The 16,794-nt window shown below is 71.4% G+C and carries 13 protein-coding genes; 5 read left to right on the top strand and 8 right to left on the bottom strand.

Translation table 11 applies throughout. The features are described from left to right. Positions 1–19: 19 nt before the first annotated feature. Together M1P99_RS24925 and M1P99_RS24920 are read left to right on the top strand one after the other, a co-directional pair. Entirely contained in the window at positions 20–1,246 is a 1,227-nt protein-coding gene (locus M1P99_RS24925) for a site-specific integrase (protein ID WP_304455009.1), read from the top strand. Between the two features lie 135 nt (positions 1,247–1,381). Further along, positions 1,382–2,713 (top strand): hypothetical protein, encoded by a 1,332-nt coding sequence (locus M1P99_RS24920; protein WP_304455008.1) that lies wholly within the window; start codon positions 1,382–1,384, stop codon positions 2,711–2,713. Between the two features lie 207 nt (positions 2,714–2,920). On the opposite strand, the gene M1P99_RS24915 is transcribed toward M1P99_RS24920, so the two are convergent. Then, positions 2,921–3,445 carry a hypothetical protein gene (locus M1P99_RS24915; RefSeq protein ID WP_304455007.1) on the bottom strand — a complete coding sequence of 175 codons (525 nt, stop codon included), beginning with the start codon at positions 3,443–3,445 and terminating at the stop codon, positions 2,921–2,923. Positions 3,446–3,622: 177 nt separating this feature from the next. Next, positions 3,623–5,086 carry an amino acid permease gene (locus M1P99_RS24910; RefSeq protein WP_304455826.1) on the bottom strand — a complete coding sequence of 488 codons (1,464 nt, stop codon included), beginning with the start codon at positions 5,084–5,086 and terminating at the stop codon, positions 3,623–3,625. A 225-nt stretch (positions 5,087–5,311) separates the two neighbouring features. Here M1P99_RS24910 and M1P99_RS24905 point away from each other — a divergent pair, with 225 nt between their 5' ends. The 3 genes from M1P99_RS24905 to M1P99_RS24895 all read left to right on the top strand — a co-directional run bounded on the left by M1P99_RS24905 (position 5,312) and on the right by M1P99_RS24895 (position 8,040). Further along, positions 5,312–6,541 (top strand): sensor histidine kinase, encoded by a 1,230-nt coding sequence (locus M1P99_RS24905; RefSeq protein ID WP_304455006.1) that lies wholly within the window; start codon positions 5,312–5,314, stop codon positions 6,539–6,541. Beyond that, complete coding sequence (locus M1P99_RS24900) at positions 6,538–7,194, top strand: response regulator transcription factor (protein WP_304455005.1); 657 nt, start codon at positions 6,538–6,540, stop codon at positions 7,192–7,194. Before M1P99_RS24905 ends, M1P99_RS24900 begins: the two co-directional genes overlap by 4 nt. Positions 7,195–7,287: 93 nt before the next feature. Next, entirely contained in the window at positions 7,288–8,040 is a 753-nt protein-coding gene (locus M1P99_RS24895) for a class I SAM-dependent methyltransferase (protein WP_304455004.1), read from the top strand. A gap of 82 nt (positions 8,041–8,122) precedes the next feature. Here the strand turns inward: M1P99_RS24895 and M1P99_RS24890 are convergent, their stop codons facing one another. The 6 genes from M1P99_RS24890 to M1P99_RS24865 all read right to left on the bottom strand — a co-directional run bounded on the left by M1P99_RS24890 (position 8,123) and on the right by M1P99_RS24865 (position 16,711). After that, positions 8,123–8,899, bottom strand: coding sequence for an alpha/beta fold hydrolase (locus M1P99_RS24890; protein ID WP_304455003.1), 777 nt, complete (start codon positions 8,897–8,899; stop codon positions 8,123–8,125). Between the two features lie 13 nt (positions 8,900–8,912). Beyond that, the gene (locus tag M1P99_RS24885; protein WP_304455825.1) at positions 8,913–9,713 is read right to left on the bottom strand and encodes an exodeoxyribonuclease III; all 801 of its coding nucleotides are present in this window, start codon (positions 9,711–9,713) and stop codon (positions 8,913–8,915) included. Between the two features lie 134 nt (positions 9,714–9,847). Then, the gene (locus M1P99_RS24880; protein ID WP_304455002.1) at positions 9,848–10,876 is read right to left on the bottom strand and encodes a tyrosine-type recombinase/integrase; all 1,029 of its coding nucleotides are present in this window, start codon (positions 10,874–10,876) and stop codon (positions 9,848–9,850) included. 325 nt (positions 10,877–11,201) lie between these two features. Then, positions 11,202–12,287: an acetate/propionate family kinase gene (locus M1P99_RS24875; protein WP_304455824.1), complete on the bottom strand. Its 1,086-nt coding sequence runs from the start codon at positions 12,285–12,287 to the stop codon at positions 11,202–11,204. After that, a complete protein-coding gene (locus tag M1P99_RS24870) occupies positions 12,287–14,635 on the bottom strand; it encodes a phosphoketolase (protein ID WP_304455001.1) in 2,349 nt (782 codons plus the stop codon). Before M1P99_RS24870 ends, M1P99_RS24875 begins: the two co-directional genes overlap by 1 nt. A 1,071-nt stretch (positions 14,636–15,706) precedes the next feature. Next, positions 15,707–16,711: an acyltransferase domain-containing protein gene (locus tag M1P99_RS24865; RefSeq protein ID WP_304455000.1), complete on the bottom strand. Its 1,005-nt coding sequence runs from the start codon at positions 16,709–16,711 to the stop codon at positions 15,707–15,709. Positions 16,712–16,794 lie beyond the last annotated feature (83 nt).

Genomic DNA, 16,794 nt, shown 5'->3' with positions numbered 1-16,794 from the left:
TGCCCCATCATGGAACACCGTGAACACACCCGAACCGCACACACCCGACGCCCTCGAACTGCCCGCCGGCGTACGCCGACAACTGCGCACCGTCACCCACAGCGTCCTGGTCGACACCCACACCCTGAGCCGGGTCCGTGAACGCTTCGACGCCGAACAGGCGAGCACGCTCGGCCGCTACCTGGCCAGCGCCCAATCGCCCAACACCCTGCGCGCCTACCGCACCGACTGGACGGCCTTCACCGCCTGGTGCCTGGCCGAAGGACGCCAGGCCCTGCCCGCCGACGCCGTGGACGTGGCCGTCTACCTGGCCGCCTGCGCCCACACCCGCACCGACGACGGCACGGCCTGGGCCCTGGCCACCCCCACCCTGGAACGGCGCGCCGCCGCCATCGCGGCCGTGCACGGCGCCCACGGTCTGGCCTCACCCACCCGCTCCGACGTGGTCCGCATGACCCTGCGCGGCATCCGCCGCACCCGCGCCGCCCGCCCGCGCCGCAAGGACCCCGTCACCCTGACCACCCTGGAAGCCCTGCTGGCCGTACGCCCCCCCGAGGGCTTCCCCGGCGGTGTGGCACGGCGCCGCGACGCCGTCCTGCTGCTGACCGGGTTCGCCGGCGCCCTGCGCCGCTCGGAACTGGCCGCGCTGACCTTCGACGACATCACCGCGCGCACCGACGCCGCCTCCGGGGCCGCCACCCTCATCGTGCACCTGGGCGCGACCAAGACCGACCAGGAGGGCCGCCGCGGCCACATGGTGGCGCTGCCGCGCGGCCGCCACCGCTCGACCTGCCCGATGTGCGCCTTCGCCGACTGGGCCGACCTGCTCAGCGCCCTGCGCCGGGCAGGGCAGGAGGGCGTGCGCGCACACCTGGACCGGGCCGAGCCCCCGGCCGCCGCGGCCGCCCACCGGTGCGACCGGCCCCACCACCACGACCTGGCCGACGGCACCGCCCGGCCGCTGCTGCCCGCCGTGAGCAGGCACGGCCGGGTGGGGGAGCGGCCCATGTCCGGGCGGGCCGTGGGCGAACTGGTCAAACGCTACGCCGCCCGGGCGGGGCTGGACCCCGACGACTTCGGTGGGCACTCCCTGCGGGCGGGCTTCGCCACCCAGGCCGCCCTGGGCGGGGCCACCGACCGCCAGATCATGCGCCAGGGCCGCTGGACGAACCCGCGCACCGTGCACGACTACATCCGCACCGCCAACCCCCTGGAGGACAACGCCGTGACCCGCCTGGGCCTGTGACCTGGCCCGGGCGCGCGGCGGCCACGCATCTCAGCTTGCCAACGAACCCACCAACAGCACTCGAAATCACCCGTTAACGTGCGATCCTGCCTTGATGAGACATTAGGTTGGTTGCGTGAGAAAGGGGACGGACCCATGGTCGACGAATTCCGCGCCGCATTCCAAGAACTCATCGACGCCTCCGTCGCGGCCGACCCCCACACCTTCCCACCCGCGGTCCACAAGGTCTACACCCTGGCCTCCCAGGTCCCCCTCGTCGAACGCGAACTCGCCCTGGAAGCCCTGACCCCCCTGCTCTCAGGCGACCACACCGCCCCCGGCATCATCGCCGACCTGTCCGTGGTCGCCGGCGCCATCGTCGAGATGGGCACCGACCCCGGACCCACCGGCCCCGAGATCCTGCACCGCCTGCGCACCATGGGCAAGGGCGCCATCGTCTTCCTGCGCGCCTGGCAGCGCACCGGCCCCGACGCACCCCCCGACCCCGAGGCCGTCACCGCCGACACCGAAGCACGCGTGGCCACCCACCTGGGCGCCGACGCACCCTCGGCCACCATGTGCTGGTGGACCATCCGCCGCCACGGCCTGGCCGCCAAGACCATGCTCAGCGAAGGCGAAGTACGCTCACACGTACGCCGCGACCCCTCCCTGCACGCCGAACTCGTGGCCATCGCCAACCAGCTCAGCGACCACCTGACCGAGTTCGACGAGGTCCGCGCCCTGCTGCGGATGGCCGAAGCCACCTCCGCCCTGGTCATGGACCGCCGCTCCCAACGCGCCTTCCGCGTGCTCTTCGACGGCATCGGCGACAACTTCCAACTCCACACCCTGCTCGCCGACGCCCTCATCGGCCCCCACGCCCAGGGACTGCACGGCGAGGCCCCCGACCCCCGCTGGGCCGCCGCCTACCGCGACAGCGAACCCGACCCCGCCGCCCACACCGTGCGCGGCTGGTGGAACCTGGTCGCCCACGACGGCACCTGGGTGTGGAACGAGGGCGTACCCGCCGAGATCCCCACCGTGGACGGCGAACACGTCCTGATCCTGGACGACCTGCCCTACCCCCGCTCCTGGAACGCCGGACGCCGCCACCCCCACGTGACCGGATGGCTGGAGATCGAGTCCGAGCTCACCGCCGACGAAGCCCAGGTGTGGTGGAAGAGGGTCGCCCCCGCAGAACCGGCCATCCCCGACCCCGACGGCGGCTCCGACCACCCGCCCCTGCCCGAACCGGTCCTGATGCCCGCCCAGGAGGACGAGCCCGAGGCCGAACGCGTACGCGGCTTCCTGGCCACCGCACCCGCCGCCGAAGAGCCCGCCCCGGACCCGCGCCCCGACCCCCGGCCGCACCCCGAACCGCAGCCGCCACGCCCGGCACCGCAGGCCCCGGCCGCACCGCCCCAAGGACTGCCGCCGCTACCGCCCGGAGTGTCCAACAGCTCCGGCTGGGGCCCCGCCTGGCGCTAGCTCGCCTGCGACACGACCCCGCCCGGGCCCACCCCGGCCGCGCCCGCACGCTCCTGCGCCACGACCAGGCCCAACGACAGCCCGCCACCGCGCACGAACCCGCCTGAGCAGCGCCCCACAGCCACCAGAACACCACCACCCCACCCCACGCCGACGGGCCCCGGCGACCGCAGCCGCCGGGGCCCGCACACGCCCACCCGGACCCGATCAGGCCCGGTGACGCGGCTCCCGACGCCCAGGGGCACCAGAGTGGGCACCGGCCGCCGGCGGACGACCGCGCTCCTCGTCCCCGTACAGGCCCTCGAAGTACTCATCCTCGGTGACCCCCTCCGGATCACGCCGCCACCGGCCGCCCACGAACACCGTGGCCGCCAGCACCACCACCAACGGCACGAACGCGCCCAACGGCAACAACACCAAAGCGCCCTCGCTGCCGGGCAGCGAAGGCAACCGCTCCAACAGGTGCATGCGCAGCACCGACACCGCGCTGGCCCCGCCCAACACCAGCGCCGCACCCAACGGCAGCATCGGCGTCAGCCGCGGCGGCACCGCGAGCAGGGCCACCACCAGGCCCACACCCGCCAGCCCCGCCAGGGCCAAGGGGCCGGCGCCGTCCAAGGCACCGAGCCCCGAACCGTGCAGCCGACGCAGGTGGGAGAACGCCCACCCGCTCAGCAACAGCAGAACCGGGCCCAGGATCAATCCGGACAGGAAGCCGACGACATGTCGCACGGGGTGCTCCTCTCAGGGGGTTGCCAGCACCCTAGCGACAAAAGCCAGATTCGGCACACATGCCCATGACCAGGCAACTCTGCGCATACACCCCCAACACAGGGGGCCACCGCCCAGCACCGCACACACCGGCGGCGCCGCCCCGACCACGGCAGCGACTCCACCGGCACCCCCGTCTCAGACGCCGCCCGGCCGCTCCGGCTTCCCCTGCCGGGCGGCCCCGGCACCCGAACCCGGCCCACCCGCCAGGTCCGACGAACCGCCCCGGCCCGCCACCCGCGCCAACTCAGCCGGATCCGCACGACCCGGCACACCCAGCACGACCCGGCTGACCGGCACCCGCCCCCACCGGCGCCGCACCTCGAAGGCCACCATCGCCACCGCCACCGACGCCAGCGTCGCCCACAGCGACTGCCGGTGCTCCGGAATCGTCGCCATCGCCACCGCGACCGCCACCAACCCCGCCAGCACCACCCACGTCAGATACGGAAACCCCCACATCCGCAACGCCACCCGCTCCGGCGCCCGGCGACGCAACCGCGCCCCGACCACCAACTGCGAAGCACAGATCGTCACGAACAGCACCAACAGGATCGCCCCGATCGAGGCCACCAGGAACGGGAACACCCGCTCCGGCCACAGCAGGTCCGCGACCACCGCCGCATAGCCCACCACCGTCCCCAACAGGATCGCCCGCACCGGCACCCCGCGCCGGTTGGTCCCCGACAGCGCCCGCGGCGCGTCCCCCTGCCGCGTCAGCGCGAACAGCATCCTCGAGGAGGTGTACATCGCCGCGTTCAACACGCTCAGCACCGCGACGAACACCACGACCTCCATGATCAGCGCCGCACCCGGCACCCCCACGGTCTCCATCACCACCACGAACGGACTGCGGTCCAACTCCGCGGAGTTCCACGGCACCACCATCACCACGACCAGGATCGAAGCCACGTAGAACAACCCGATCCGCCACAGCACATTGGTCACCGCCGAGGCCACACCCCGCTCAGGCTCCGCGCTCTCACCCGCCGCGATCGTGATGATCTCCACCCCGCCGAACGCGAACAGCACCACCACCGTCGCACCCAGCACCGCGACCCACCCATGGGGCGCGAACCCGCCCACCTGCCACAGGTTGGCCCACCCCGAACCGGGCGAAGCACCCCACAACCCCAACGCCCACGACCCGCCGACCAGCAAGAACGCCACGATCGTGGCGACCTTGACCATCGAGAACAGCGACTCGGTCTCAGCGAAGACCCGCACCGAGACCACATTGGCCACCGTCATCGACAACAGCACCGCCAACGCCAGCGCCCACCCGGGCGCCGACACCCACCGGCCCAGGATCGCCGCACCGGCCACCGACTCCGCGGCCACCAGCACCGCGTACATCCACCAGTACACCCACCCGATCGTGAACCCCGCCCGCGGCCCGAACGCCAGGCGCGCGTAGTCGGAGAACGAACCGCCCGCGGGCACGGCCACCACCATCTCGCCCAACGCCCGCAACGTGAAGAAGACCAGCGCCCCGGCCAGGGCATAGGAGACCACGGCGGCCGGACCGGCCGTCTGGATCACCGTGCCCGACCCGATGAACAGGCCCGCCCCCACCGACCCGCCGATCGCGATCAGCGCCATGTGCCGCCGGCGCAGCGTGTGCGCCAGCCCCGACCCCGTTGCCCCTGCCGCCCGCGGCGGCGTCTCACTGCGTGTCACATCACCAACCATAGGACGACCGGTTCATCACATATCGCAAGGAGCCAGTGGAACACCTCACCCACACCGCACCCCACCAGCACAAAGCCCCCGCCCTCACCCCACAGAGGGAAGCGCCCACCCACACCCCTGTGCCACGATTTGCCCGTGCGCCCACTCACCCCGGTGATCCGACCCCTCATCCACGCCCACACCTACCGACGATGGGCCTACCTCGTCATCGGAGGCGCCCTGCTCATGCCCTTCGCCATGGCCGCACTGGTCCTGGCCACCCTCATCACCCAACACGGCCGCCCCGCAGGCGACCCCGGCCCCACCGCCATCGCCCTGGCCACCCTGCTGTGCCTGGCCCTGCTCACCGCCACCGCCCTCATCCCCGGCGTACGCAACGGCCAGACCCACCTGGCCCGCGCCCTCCTCCAAGGACCCCTGACCAACACCCCCCACACCAGAACCAGCCGCCCCACCGCCCGCTCCGCCCTGTGGCTGTGCCTGCACCTCCTCCTGGGCATGGCCGCCAGCCTGGCCACCATGGTCGCCCTCACCGAAGCCGCCATGCTCGCCACCGCACCCCTGAACCCCCAGCCCTACTCCACCCCCGCCCAACGCCTCCTCGGCCCCCTCCTGGCCCTGCTCCTGGTCGCCGCCCTGCTCTACACCATCGCCCTCCTGGGCCACCTGCTCACCCGCACCGCACCCCACCTCCTGGGACCCACCCCCACCGAACGCCTGGCCGCCGCCCACGCCCACGCCCACACCCTCGCCGAACGCGCACGCCTGGCCCGCGAACTCCACGACTCCCTCGGCCACGCCCTGTCCGTGGTCACCCTGCAGGCCGCCACCGCCGCCCGCCTCCTGGACACCGACCCCGACTTCGCCCGCAACGCCCTCACCCACATCGCCGACCAGGCCCGCACCGCCACCGCCGACCTCGACCACGCCCTGGGCATCCTGCGCGAGGACACCCCCACCGACCGCACACCACCACCCGACCTCACCCACCTCCACCACCTCACCCAAGCCACCCGCCACACCGGCACCGACCTCACCTGCCACATCACCGGCGACATCCACCGCGTACCCGCCCTGCTCTCCCGCGAGGCCTACCGCATCACCCAAGAAGCCCTCACCAACGCCCTACGCCACGCCCCCCACCACACACCCACCCTCACCCTGCACATCACCCCCACCGACCTCACCCTCAACGTCACCAACCCCCGACCACCCCGCACCCGGCCCCGCACCCGCCCCGGCCCCGGCCGCGGCATCACCGGCATGCAAGAACGCGCCCACCTGCTCGGCGGCACCCTCACCTGCCGCCCCACCCCCACCCACTGGCACCTCACCCTCCACCTGACCTGGAAAGACACCCGATGATCCGCATCAACCTCGTCGACGACGAGCCCCTCATCCGCACCGGACTGGCCGCCCTGATCAACGCCGAAGACGACATGGAGGTCACCGGCCAGGCCGCCGACGGCGCCGACGTCCCCGACCTCGTCCGCCGCACCCGCCCCGACCTGGTCCTGATGGACGTGCGCATGCCCGGACTCGACGGCATCCGCGCCACCGAACACCTGCACCGCACCCTGACCAGCCCGCCCCGCGTCATCGTCGTCACCACCTTCGACAACGACGACTACGTCTGGGGCGCCCTGCGCGCCGGCGCCACCGGATTCCTCCTCAAACGCACCCCGCCCGACGACATCCTGGCCGCCCTGCGCCTGGTCCACCGCGGCGACACCCTGCTCTTCCCCACCGCCCTACGCGCCCTGGCCGCCACCCAACCCGCCGCACCCACCCCCGCCGCCCACGCCGTCGCCACCCTCACCGAACGCGAATCCCAAACCCTCACCCTCATGGCCCAAGGCCTCACCAACGCCGAAATCGCCGACCACCTCGTCCTCGGCGTCCAGACCATCAAGACCCACGTCTCCCACATCCTCACCAAACTCGGCGTCCGCGACCGCACCCAAGCCGTCATCACCGCCTACGACGCAGGCCTCATCCGCCCCGCCACCCCCCGCTGACCACGACACACCCCCCAGTCGGCACCGCACGCCCGAGCCGCACTGCTACCTTCGGCAATCACCATCAGTCCGGACACGACCCCGGGGAGTCACATGCCCGCCACCATCGACCTGGCGCACATCAGCGACCTCTACCGCACCCACCGCGACGACCTCGCCCGCGTCCGCGACCACATGCGCGCCCACCAACGCGACGCCGCCCCGACCATGACCCCCCAACTCGACGACCTCGAAGCCGAGATCACCTACCTGCTCCTACGCGAGCACACCCCCGCCACCGTCGTGGAGATCGGCACCTACTACGGCTGGTCCACCACCTGGATCCTGCACGCCCTCCACGACAACGCAACCGGCCACCTGCACTCCTTCGACATCGTCGACCACGCCCCCCAGCACGTACCCCACCACCTCACCGACCGGTGGACCTTCACCAAAGGCGACATACGCACCAAAACCAACCTCATTCCCGCCCACACCGACCACCTGTTCATCGACGCCGCCCACAACGGCTGGTTCGCCCGCTGGTACCTGCACCACCTCCTGCCCACCCTGCCCCCCGGCATCCCCATCAGCGTCCACGACGTCTTCCACCAGCGCCACGCCCTGCCCTTCACCGAAGGCGCCGTCGTCCTCAAATGGCTCACCACCCACACCACCAGCTTCTTCACCGCCTCCGCCGCCCGCGCCCCCCACCACCACCAGGCACTGACCGACCTGAAGAAGGAACTGGGCCTGACCGAACCCGTCCGCACCGGCCACCGCAACCCGATGATCTACTTCCGCCTGCCCCACAGCGCCACACACGCACCCGCCACCACCAGCGCCCACACACCCCGCACCCGCTGACCCCCGCCCAACCCCACCACCCCCGCACACACCGGTGGGGCCGCAGGCCACCACCGGCCCCGGCCCCACCACACCCCCACACTCAGCCCTCGGCCCCCAACGCCGGCCCAGGCTCACCCCCCGACGCCTCCACCTGCGCCCGCACCGCCTCACGCGCACTGACCACATCAGCCGCATCGCCCACGATCCGCGAGAAGTTCACCGGCTGGTCCAAACTCACCATGTGCCCCGCCCGCGGCACATTCACCAACCGCCCATCCGCACACGCGTCGAAGAACTGCTTCTCATGGATACGCATGTGATCACGCGAACCGTTGATCAACCACACCGGCCCCGGATACGCCGACAACGCCGACAACGCGTCCATGTCCGAGACCGCGTCGATCACCGCCGTGGCGGCCTCGACCGCCAAACCGCCGTCCAACACCGCATCAGCCGCACCATCACGCAACGTCAACCGGTGAAAGCGCTCATTGACCGCCGCACCCTTGTCCGGCAACCGCTCCATCAACACCGACGGAATCCGATACAGCTGCGCCAACGACTGCGCCGGCTTGGCCGTACAACTGGCCGCCACCAACCCCGCCACCCGCCCCGGCGCCGCCCCCGCCGTCGCGATCGACACGAACCCGCCCAGACTCAACCCCACCACCAGAGCACGCCCGCCCACACCGTCGATCGCCCCCAACACGGTGTCCACCGCACGCCCCAGCGAGAACGCCTCACCCCGCCGCGACCCGTGCCCCGGCAGATCCGGCGCCACCACCCGACGCCCCTGAGCCGACAACAACTCCACCTGCGGCCGCCACATACTCCCCGACAACCGAAGACCATGCACCAACACGATCGGCACACCCATACCAGCAGCCCTCCTAGGCCCCGTACCGCACCGTCACCGGAGCATGATCCGACCAACGCGCACCATGCTCCACCGCACGCTCCACACGCCCCGACACCGCACGCGCGGCCAACCCCGGCGTCGCCACCTGCAGATCGATCCGCCACCCCGTGTCATTGTCGAACGCCCGCCCCCGATAGGACCACCACGAGTACGGGCCCTCCTGCTCCGGATGCAGAGCACGCACCACATCCACATACCCCGCCTCGTCGAAGACCCGCGACAACCACTCACGCTCCTGCGGCAGGAAACCCGAGTTCCTCCTGTTGCCCCGCCAGTTCCTCAGATCCACCTCCCGGTGCGCGATGTTCCAGTCACCGCACACCACCAGCTCACGCCCCTGCGCCTCCACCTGCGCACGCCGCTTGACCAGATACGGCAGAAAAGCGTCCATGAAACGCTCCTTCTCCTCCTGACGCGGCGTCCCCACCTCACCCGAGGGCAGATACAGCGACGCCACCGTCACCGCCCCCAGATCCACCTCCACATACCGGCCCGAATCCTCGAACTCGGCCTCACCGAAACCCACCCGCGACGCATCGGGCTCACGGCGCGAATACACCGCCACCCCCGCACGCCCCTTCGCCGCCGCCGGAGCCAACAGCACATGCCACCCCCGCGGCGCCACCACCGCGGCCGACAGCTGGTCGGCCTCGGCCCGCGTCTCCTGCAGACACACCACATCGGCCTCCGTGGCCGCCAACCACGCCACGAAACCCGGATCCTTCCTCGCCGCAGCACGCAGGCCGTTCACATTCACCGTCGACACCGTCAGATCATTCACAGCCACACACTAGAGCGTGTCGGCCCGCCACCGCCCGCCGCGACCACCCCAGGACAGGCCCCCACAGGCGACAGGCAAACCACCCTTCACCGACCGCGACGCACAGCACCCACGCAACACACCCCCTAACCGCCCACCACCTCATCCACCCCGCCCTCGGACCCGGCCTCGGCCACCAACCGGCGCACCACCCCATACGTGCGGTTCGACCCCGCCGCCTCCCGCTGCGCCCGCGCCGTCACCTCGATATAGGCCTGCGACGACGCCACCGACGCATGCCCCAGCAGATGCATGATCTCGCTCACCGACGCCCCGTCCTCCGCCAACCGCGTCGCGAACGTATGCCGCAACGCGTGCACCAGCGTCCCCCGCGCCACCCGGTCATGCACCCCCGCGTGCTTGTAGCACTGACGCACCAGATACTGCAGACCCCCGCGCCGCAACCCCTGCCCGCGGTTGTCCACCAGCAACGGATCCGCGCCCCTGACCACACCGAACCGGTGCCGCCGCGACACCAGATAGGCCTCCAACAACACCTCCAACGGCACCTCGATCGGCAACACCCGCTCACCACCCCCCTTGCCCACGACCCGGATCCGCCGCTCACCGGCACGCCCACCCACCGACTCCACCCGCAACGACAGCATCTCCGCCGAACGCATCCCCGTCAGCAGCGCCAACGCCAACACCGCCAGATCCCGCTCCGGCCACGGATCACGCGCCCGACGCGCCCCCCGCGCCAACGCCTCCAACAACCGCTCCGGAGTGTCCTCACCCATCAACGGCTTGGGCCCCGAGGGCCGCACCCGCGGCCGCGGCACCGCCGACATCGGATTGCCGCCCACCACACGCTCCGAGACCCAAAAACCGAAGAACCCGTTCCAGGTCGACCACGCCCGCACCACACTCGAAGCCGCCCGCTCGGTGGCGAAGTCAGCGAACGCCGCACGCAGCACACCCGCCGACAGCTCCGCCAACTCCACCTCCCGCACCCGGCACCCGCGCCCGCGCGCCACCAACTCCAGCACCGAGTTCAGATCCCGCCGGTAGGCGGCCACCGTGTGCGGCGACGGCTTGGCCGCCCGCCGCGCCACCAGATACTGCTCCACCGCGTCCTGGGCCGACACCGGCCCCGCTCCAGCTACAGCACTCATGCCCTCAGCATCCCCGATCCGCCACCACATCCACGCCGCGCATCGAACAGAATCGAACACGACGACGGCCCGGCACCCCAGGCCCCGGCAGGGGAGCCCCCCACCACCCCCCACCAGGCCGAACCCACACCACAGGCGGGGGAGAGGCCACACCCCAGCACACCCACCACCACCGAACACCCATACGAACACCGGGGGAGGGGACCCACAGCCACCGAGCACAGGCCACCGGCGCCACCAGACCCACCGGGGCAGCACCCACCACCCCCGCACACCACGAAGGGCGGCGACCCCACGGCCACCGCCCCCACACCGACCCACACCCTCACCCGCCCGCCAACACCCCCCGCACACCACCAGCGATCTCCACATCCTCACGCGCCCGCACCACCAGCGTGCGCACCCGCGCCCCCGCAGCACTCACCTCACCCTCACCCTCCACCCCCGCGTTCACACCCTCATCCACACCCACACCCACAAACCCCAACCCCCGCGCCACCAGCTCACGCACCCGCGCCGCACCCTCACCCACACCACCGGTGAACACCAACGTGTCCAACCCGCCCATCGACGCCGCCATCGACGCCACCGCCCCCCGCAACCGGTGCACATACACCCCCAGCGCCAACACCGCCGACGCCTCACCACGCCCCTCACGCTCAACGACCTCACGCATGTCCGCGGTCCCCGCCAACGCCAACAACCCCGAACGACGCACCAACGCCTCAGAGATCTCCCGCACCGCCAACCCCGCCTGCTCGTGCAACCACAACACCAACCCCGGATCCACACTCCCCGAACGCGTGGCCATCACCAACCCCTCCAAGGGCGTGAACCCCATCGTGGTATCCACACACCGGCCACCCAGCACCGCGGCCAACGACGCCCCCGCCCCCAGATGCGCCGTCACCACCCGCTCACCACCGGTCCACTCCCGCGCCCGCCGCGACGCATAGGCGTGCGAGAGCCCATGGAACCCGTACCGCACCACCCCCCACCGGCGCCGCCACTGCTCAGGCACCGCATAGGTCGCCGCCGCCTCCGGCAGCGTGGTGTGAAAGGCCGTATCGAAACACGCCACCCCCGCCACCCCCGGCAACACCCGCTCCACCACCTCGATACCGGCCAGCGCCCGGGGCTGGTGCAGCGGCGCCAAAGGCGTCAACTCCCGCAACCGCTCCACCACACCCCCCTCCAACCGGGTCGGCTCGGTGAACACCCGCCCACCGTGCACCACCCGGTGCCCCACCGCCTCCGGCTCCGGCCACCCCGCCAGCACCTCCTCCACCGCCGACGCGCTCCACCGCCCCTGCTCCAACTCCAGCGCACGCGAGCCCAGCACCTCGTCGCGCTCACCCAGCACGCTCAGCTTCAGACTGCTCGACCCGGCATTGACCACCAGAACACGCATCAGTACGGCCACGTCCACTCGCGCACCCGCGCGGGGTCCTCACCGAACTCGCGCGTGTGGGCCCGCACCGCCAACCGCGCGTCCACCATCTGCTGGCGGATGTTCGCCGCCCGCTGACCCAACCCCTCGATCCGGTCGATCACGTCGATCACCAGGTGGTACCGGTCCAGATCGTTGAGCATCACCATGTCGAAGGGGGTCGTGGTCGTCCCCTCCTCCTTGTAGCCGCGCACATGCAGGTTCTCGTGGCCCCGCCGCCGATAGGTCAACCGGTGCACCAGCCACGGATACCCGTGGAAGGCGAAGATCACCGGCTTGTCGGTGGTGAACAGCGCCTCGTACTCCGCATCGGGCAACCCGTGCGGATGATCGCTCTCAGGCCGCAGCCGCATCAGATCCACCACGTTCACCAACCGCACCCTCAACTCCGGGAACAGCTGCCGCAACAGATCCACCGCCGCCAACGCCTCCAACGTGGGCACATCACCCGCACACGCCAGCACCACGTCCGGATCGGCGCCGCCGTCCGTGCTCGCCCACTCCCAGATCCCCAGGCCCCGCGTACAGTGCGCGACCGCCTCGGGCATCGACAGGTAGTCCAGCCCCGGCTGCTTGCCCGCCACCACCACGTTCACCAGATCGCGCGAACGCAGGCAGTGGTCCACCGTCGACAGCAGCGTGTTGGCGTCCGGCGGCAGGTACACCCGCACCAGCTCGGCCGGCTTGTTCATGACCACGTCCAAGAACCCCGGATCCTGGTGGGTGAACCCGTTGTGGTCCTGACGCCACACGTGCGAGGTCAACAGATAGTTCAACGACGCGATCGGCCGCCGCCAGGGAAGGCGCCGACTCACCCGCAACCACTTGGCGTGCTGGTTGAACATCGCGTCCACGATGTGCACGAACGCCTCATAGCAGTTGAACAGCCCGTGCCGGCCCGTGAGCAGGTACCCCTCCAGCCAGCCCTGGCACAGGTGCTCACTGAGCACCTCCATCACCCGGCCCCGCCGCCCCAGGTGCTCGTCGGTGGGCTCCAACCCCGCCTGCCACACCCGGTCGGAGACCTCGAAGACCGCCGACAACCGGTTCGAGGCCGTCTCGTCGGGGCCCATGATCCGAAACGAGGACGGATTGCGCTCCACCACATCTCGCAGGAAGCGCCCCAGCACACGCGTGGCCTCACTGGTGTGCACCCCGTGCGGGGCCTCACGCACCGCGTAGCGGCGAAAGTCCGGCAGCCGCAGCTCCTTGAGCAACAGACCGCCGTTGGCGTGCGGATTGGCGCCCATACGCCGCTCGCCCCGCGGCGCCGACTCCCGCAGCCGCGCCACAGGCGCCCCCGACGCGTCGAAGAGCTCCTCGGGCCGGTAGGAGCGCATCCACTGCTCCAGCATGCGCCGGTGCTCGCCGTTGGTGCGCACCTGGGAGATCGGCACCTGGTGGGCACGCCAGGTCCCCTCCACCGGGTGCCCGTCGACCTCCTTGGGCCCCGTCCACCCCTTGGGGGAGCGCAGCACGATCATCGGCCAGCGCGGCGCCTCCCGCAGTCCCGTGGTGCGCGCCTCGTGCTGGATGCCGGCGATGCGGGCCATGGCCTCGTCCATGACCTCGGCCATCCGCCGGTGCATGTAGGTCGGGTCCTGGCCCTCCACCACCAGCGGCTGGTACCCCAGCCCCTGGAAGTAGGCCAGCAGGTCCTGGTGCGGGATCCGCGCCAGCACCGTCGGGTTGGCGATCTTGTACCCGTTCAGGTGCAGGATCGGCAGCACCGCGCCATCGCCCACCGGATCCAGGAACTGGTTGGAGTGCCAGCTGCCCGCCAGCGGACCCGTCTCGGCCTCGCCGTCGCCGACCACGCACGCCACCACCAGGCCGGGGTTGTCGAAGGCCGCCCCGAACGCGTGCGCGAGCGAGTACCCCAGCTCACCGCCCTCGTGGATCGACCCGGGCGTCTCGGGCGCCACGTGGCTGGGGATGCCGCCGGGGAAGGAGAACTGGCGGAACAGGTGCCGCATGCCCTCCTCGTCCTGGGACACCCGCGGGTAGACCTCGCTGTAGGTGCCCTCCAGCCAGGCGTTGGCCACCGCCGCCGGCCCGCCGTGCCCGGGCCCCACCACGTACATCATGTCCAGGTCCCGGGCCACGATGACCCGGTTCAGGTGCGCGTGAAGGAAGTTGAGTCCGGGTGTGGTGCCCCAGTGCCCCAGCAGGCGGGCCTTGAGGTCCTCGGGCCGCAGCTCCCGGCGCAGCAGCGGATTGTCCAGCAGGTAGATCTGTCCCACCGACAGGTAGTTGGCCGCCCTCCAGTAGGCGTCGATCAACTCCAGTTCCCGTGTGTCCAGGGCCATGTGATGTCCTCTCGCAAGGGTTGGATCGGACGCGGCGGGGGAGTGGTACCGGTCACGGTAACCCTCCGGCGGCACGTGTTCCACGAGACGTGCCGCACCCGCGGCCCCGGGTCGAGGACGCGTCGGCCCCGTCGCGGGGGAGGGCTCGGCCGGACCGGGGGCCGGCCGCGGGGGAGCAGCGCCCGGACCGGGGCCTACCCGGGCGCGGCCGCGCGACTCCGGGCCGAGGGCTCACGGGCGGGGGACCTTCGTCCCGTCTCCTGCGCACACGGCGACCCAACAGATCACCACGAACCACGCATAGATGATCAAAACCCTGCAAAAGGATGCATAACACAGATTATGCATCAAACATGGACAGACCCCGGGTTGGGCGGGGGACGCCCGCAACCGTCCACCCCGCCCCGACACCGTCCACGGGCCCGGGACAACGCGCCCCGGAGCACATCCGCGAGCCCGGCCACCCGCACGCCGCGGCCCGCGCCGGGGGACCGCGCCGGGGGACCGCGCACCGCACGTATCAGGGCCCTGGGCGCACACAGCGAGAATCCGCGACGGCCCGGCGACCTGACCGACCCGACATCAGCTTCCTGACCAGCAAGGACGCCCCAGGGCGTTCCTGCCACGGCCCGTCGGCGGCACACCGCGCCGGGCATGCGCGTCCAGAGCCGGTCACGGCCGCCTCAGGAGCCGACCGGCGCCCGCACCACGGCCCTGGGCTCCGCCGAGCCGGCTGCCACCGGCGACCCCGCACGGCAGCCGCCTCCGGCGCGGCGGCCCAAAGCACCGCGCCACGCACTGACCAGGCCCGGACACGCCCCGCGGACAGGACTCGGCCGACCCCTTCCCGACCCTCCTCCCATGCCGCCGATAATGCACATTATGTCAAGTAGAAGGTGGCGGGACCCCAGGGCCGGCCCACCCCTCCTGCCGCGCCTGAGCGGAGACCAGACCGCTCCCCTGAACTGTGATCACTCGACTCCGCCCAGACCACCCAGGACGACGAAACGACCGTGCCGGACACAGCCCCCACCAGGCCATGACCAGCACGGTCAACCCACAACACACCCCTCACGCCAACCGCAGCCACCCCGTACGCACCCGAAACCCACCCCCCGCCTCCAACCGCTCCACCACCGCACGCTCCAACCGCGTCCCCCGCGGCGCCGCAGCCACATCCACCTCCGGCATCCCGAACACGAACCGGAACACATCCGACTCCCCCGGCACACCCCGCCCCACCAGCTCGAACCGCCGCTGGAACCGCACGATCTTGGAATCCTCCCCCAACACCTCACCCCACACCGGATCCAACAACCACGACGAACACGTCGCCACCACCGGATCGAACCCCAACTGCTCCCGCGCGAACCCCCGCGCACCCGCCAACGCCGCATCCACCGACTCAGGAGCCAACCCGCCCGACGGAATGTGCAACCGCAAACACCGCTCCCCCGGCGCGAACCCCGCCCCCAACGACCGCGCCTCCTCCGGCGAATACCACTCCACACCCCCCTCATCGACCAACAGCGCCGGCTCGAACTGCAACCCGCCCACCCAGAACAACCGGTCCCGGAACTGCGCCGCCACCCACGACGCCGTCTCCACACCCAACCGGCCGAACATCCGCCGCGACCGCGCCACCTGCACACCCACATCCGCCAGCGTCGCCGCCGTCACCGCCGGATCCACCCCCGACGCCGCCTGCCGCTCCAGATGCGCCGGAACCATCGCCGCGAACGCCCACAACGACGCCGCCCGCACCCGCGCGTCCTCAGCACCCACCAGCGTCGGCCAGTCCCGCCAACCCCCCAACGGCAGATCCACGTCCGCGCACAACCGCCGGTACATGCACTCCACCAGATGCCACAACTCCGGCGGCCACCCGCCATCCGGCCACAAGCCCTCCACCTCGGCCCGATCCCGCGGACTCAGGGCGAACAGGTCCAACACCCCCGCCGGATCAGCCGGAACCTCCAACGAACGCACCGGATCAGGCAACCGCTCGGCCTCCTCCAGCCACGCCCGCACCCCAGCACCCAAACCGAACCGCTCCACCACCGCTGCACTGTCCATCAGCCCATCATCGCCCAACCCCCACACCCCACGCGAGTGAGGCCGACCTCACAGGTGGGCATAGTGTTGACGTACACCACCCA

The organism is Nocardiopsis sp. YSL2 (genome assembly GCF_030555055.1).
Taxonomy (GTDB): Bacteria; Actinomycetota; Actinomycetes; order Streptosporangiales; family Streptosporangiaceae; genus Nocardiopsis.
This window is presented reverse-complemented; position numbering and strand designations above follow the sequence as displayed.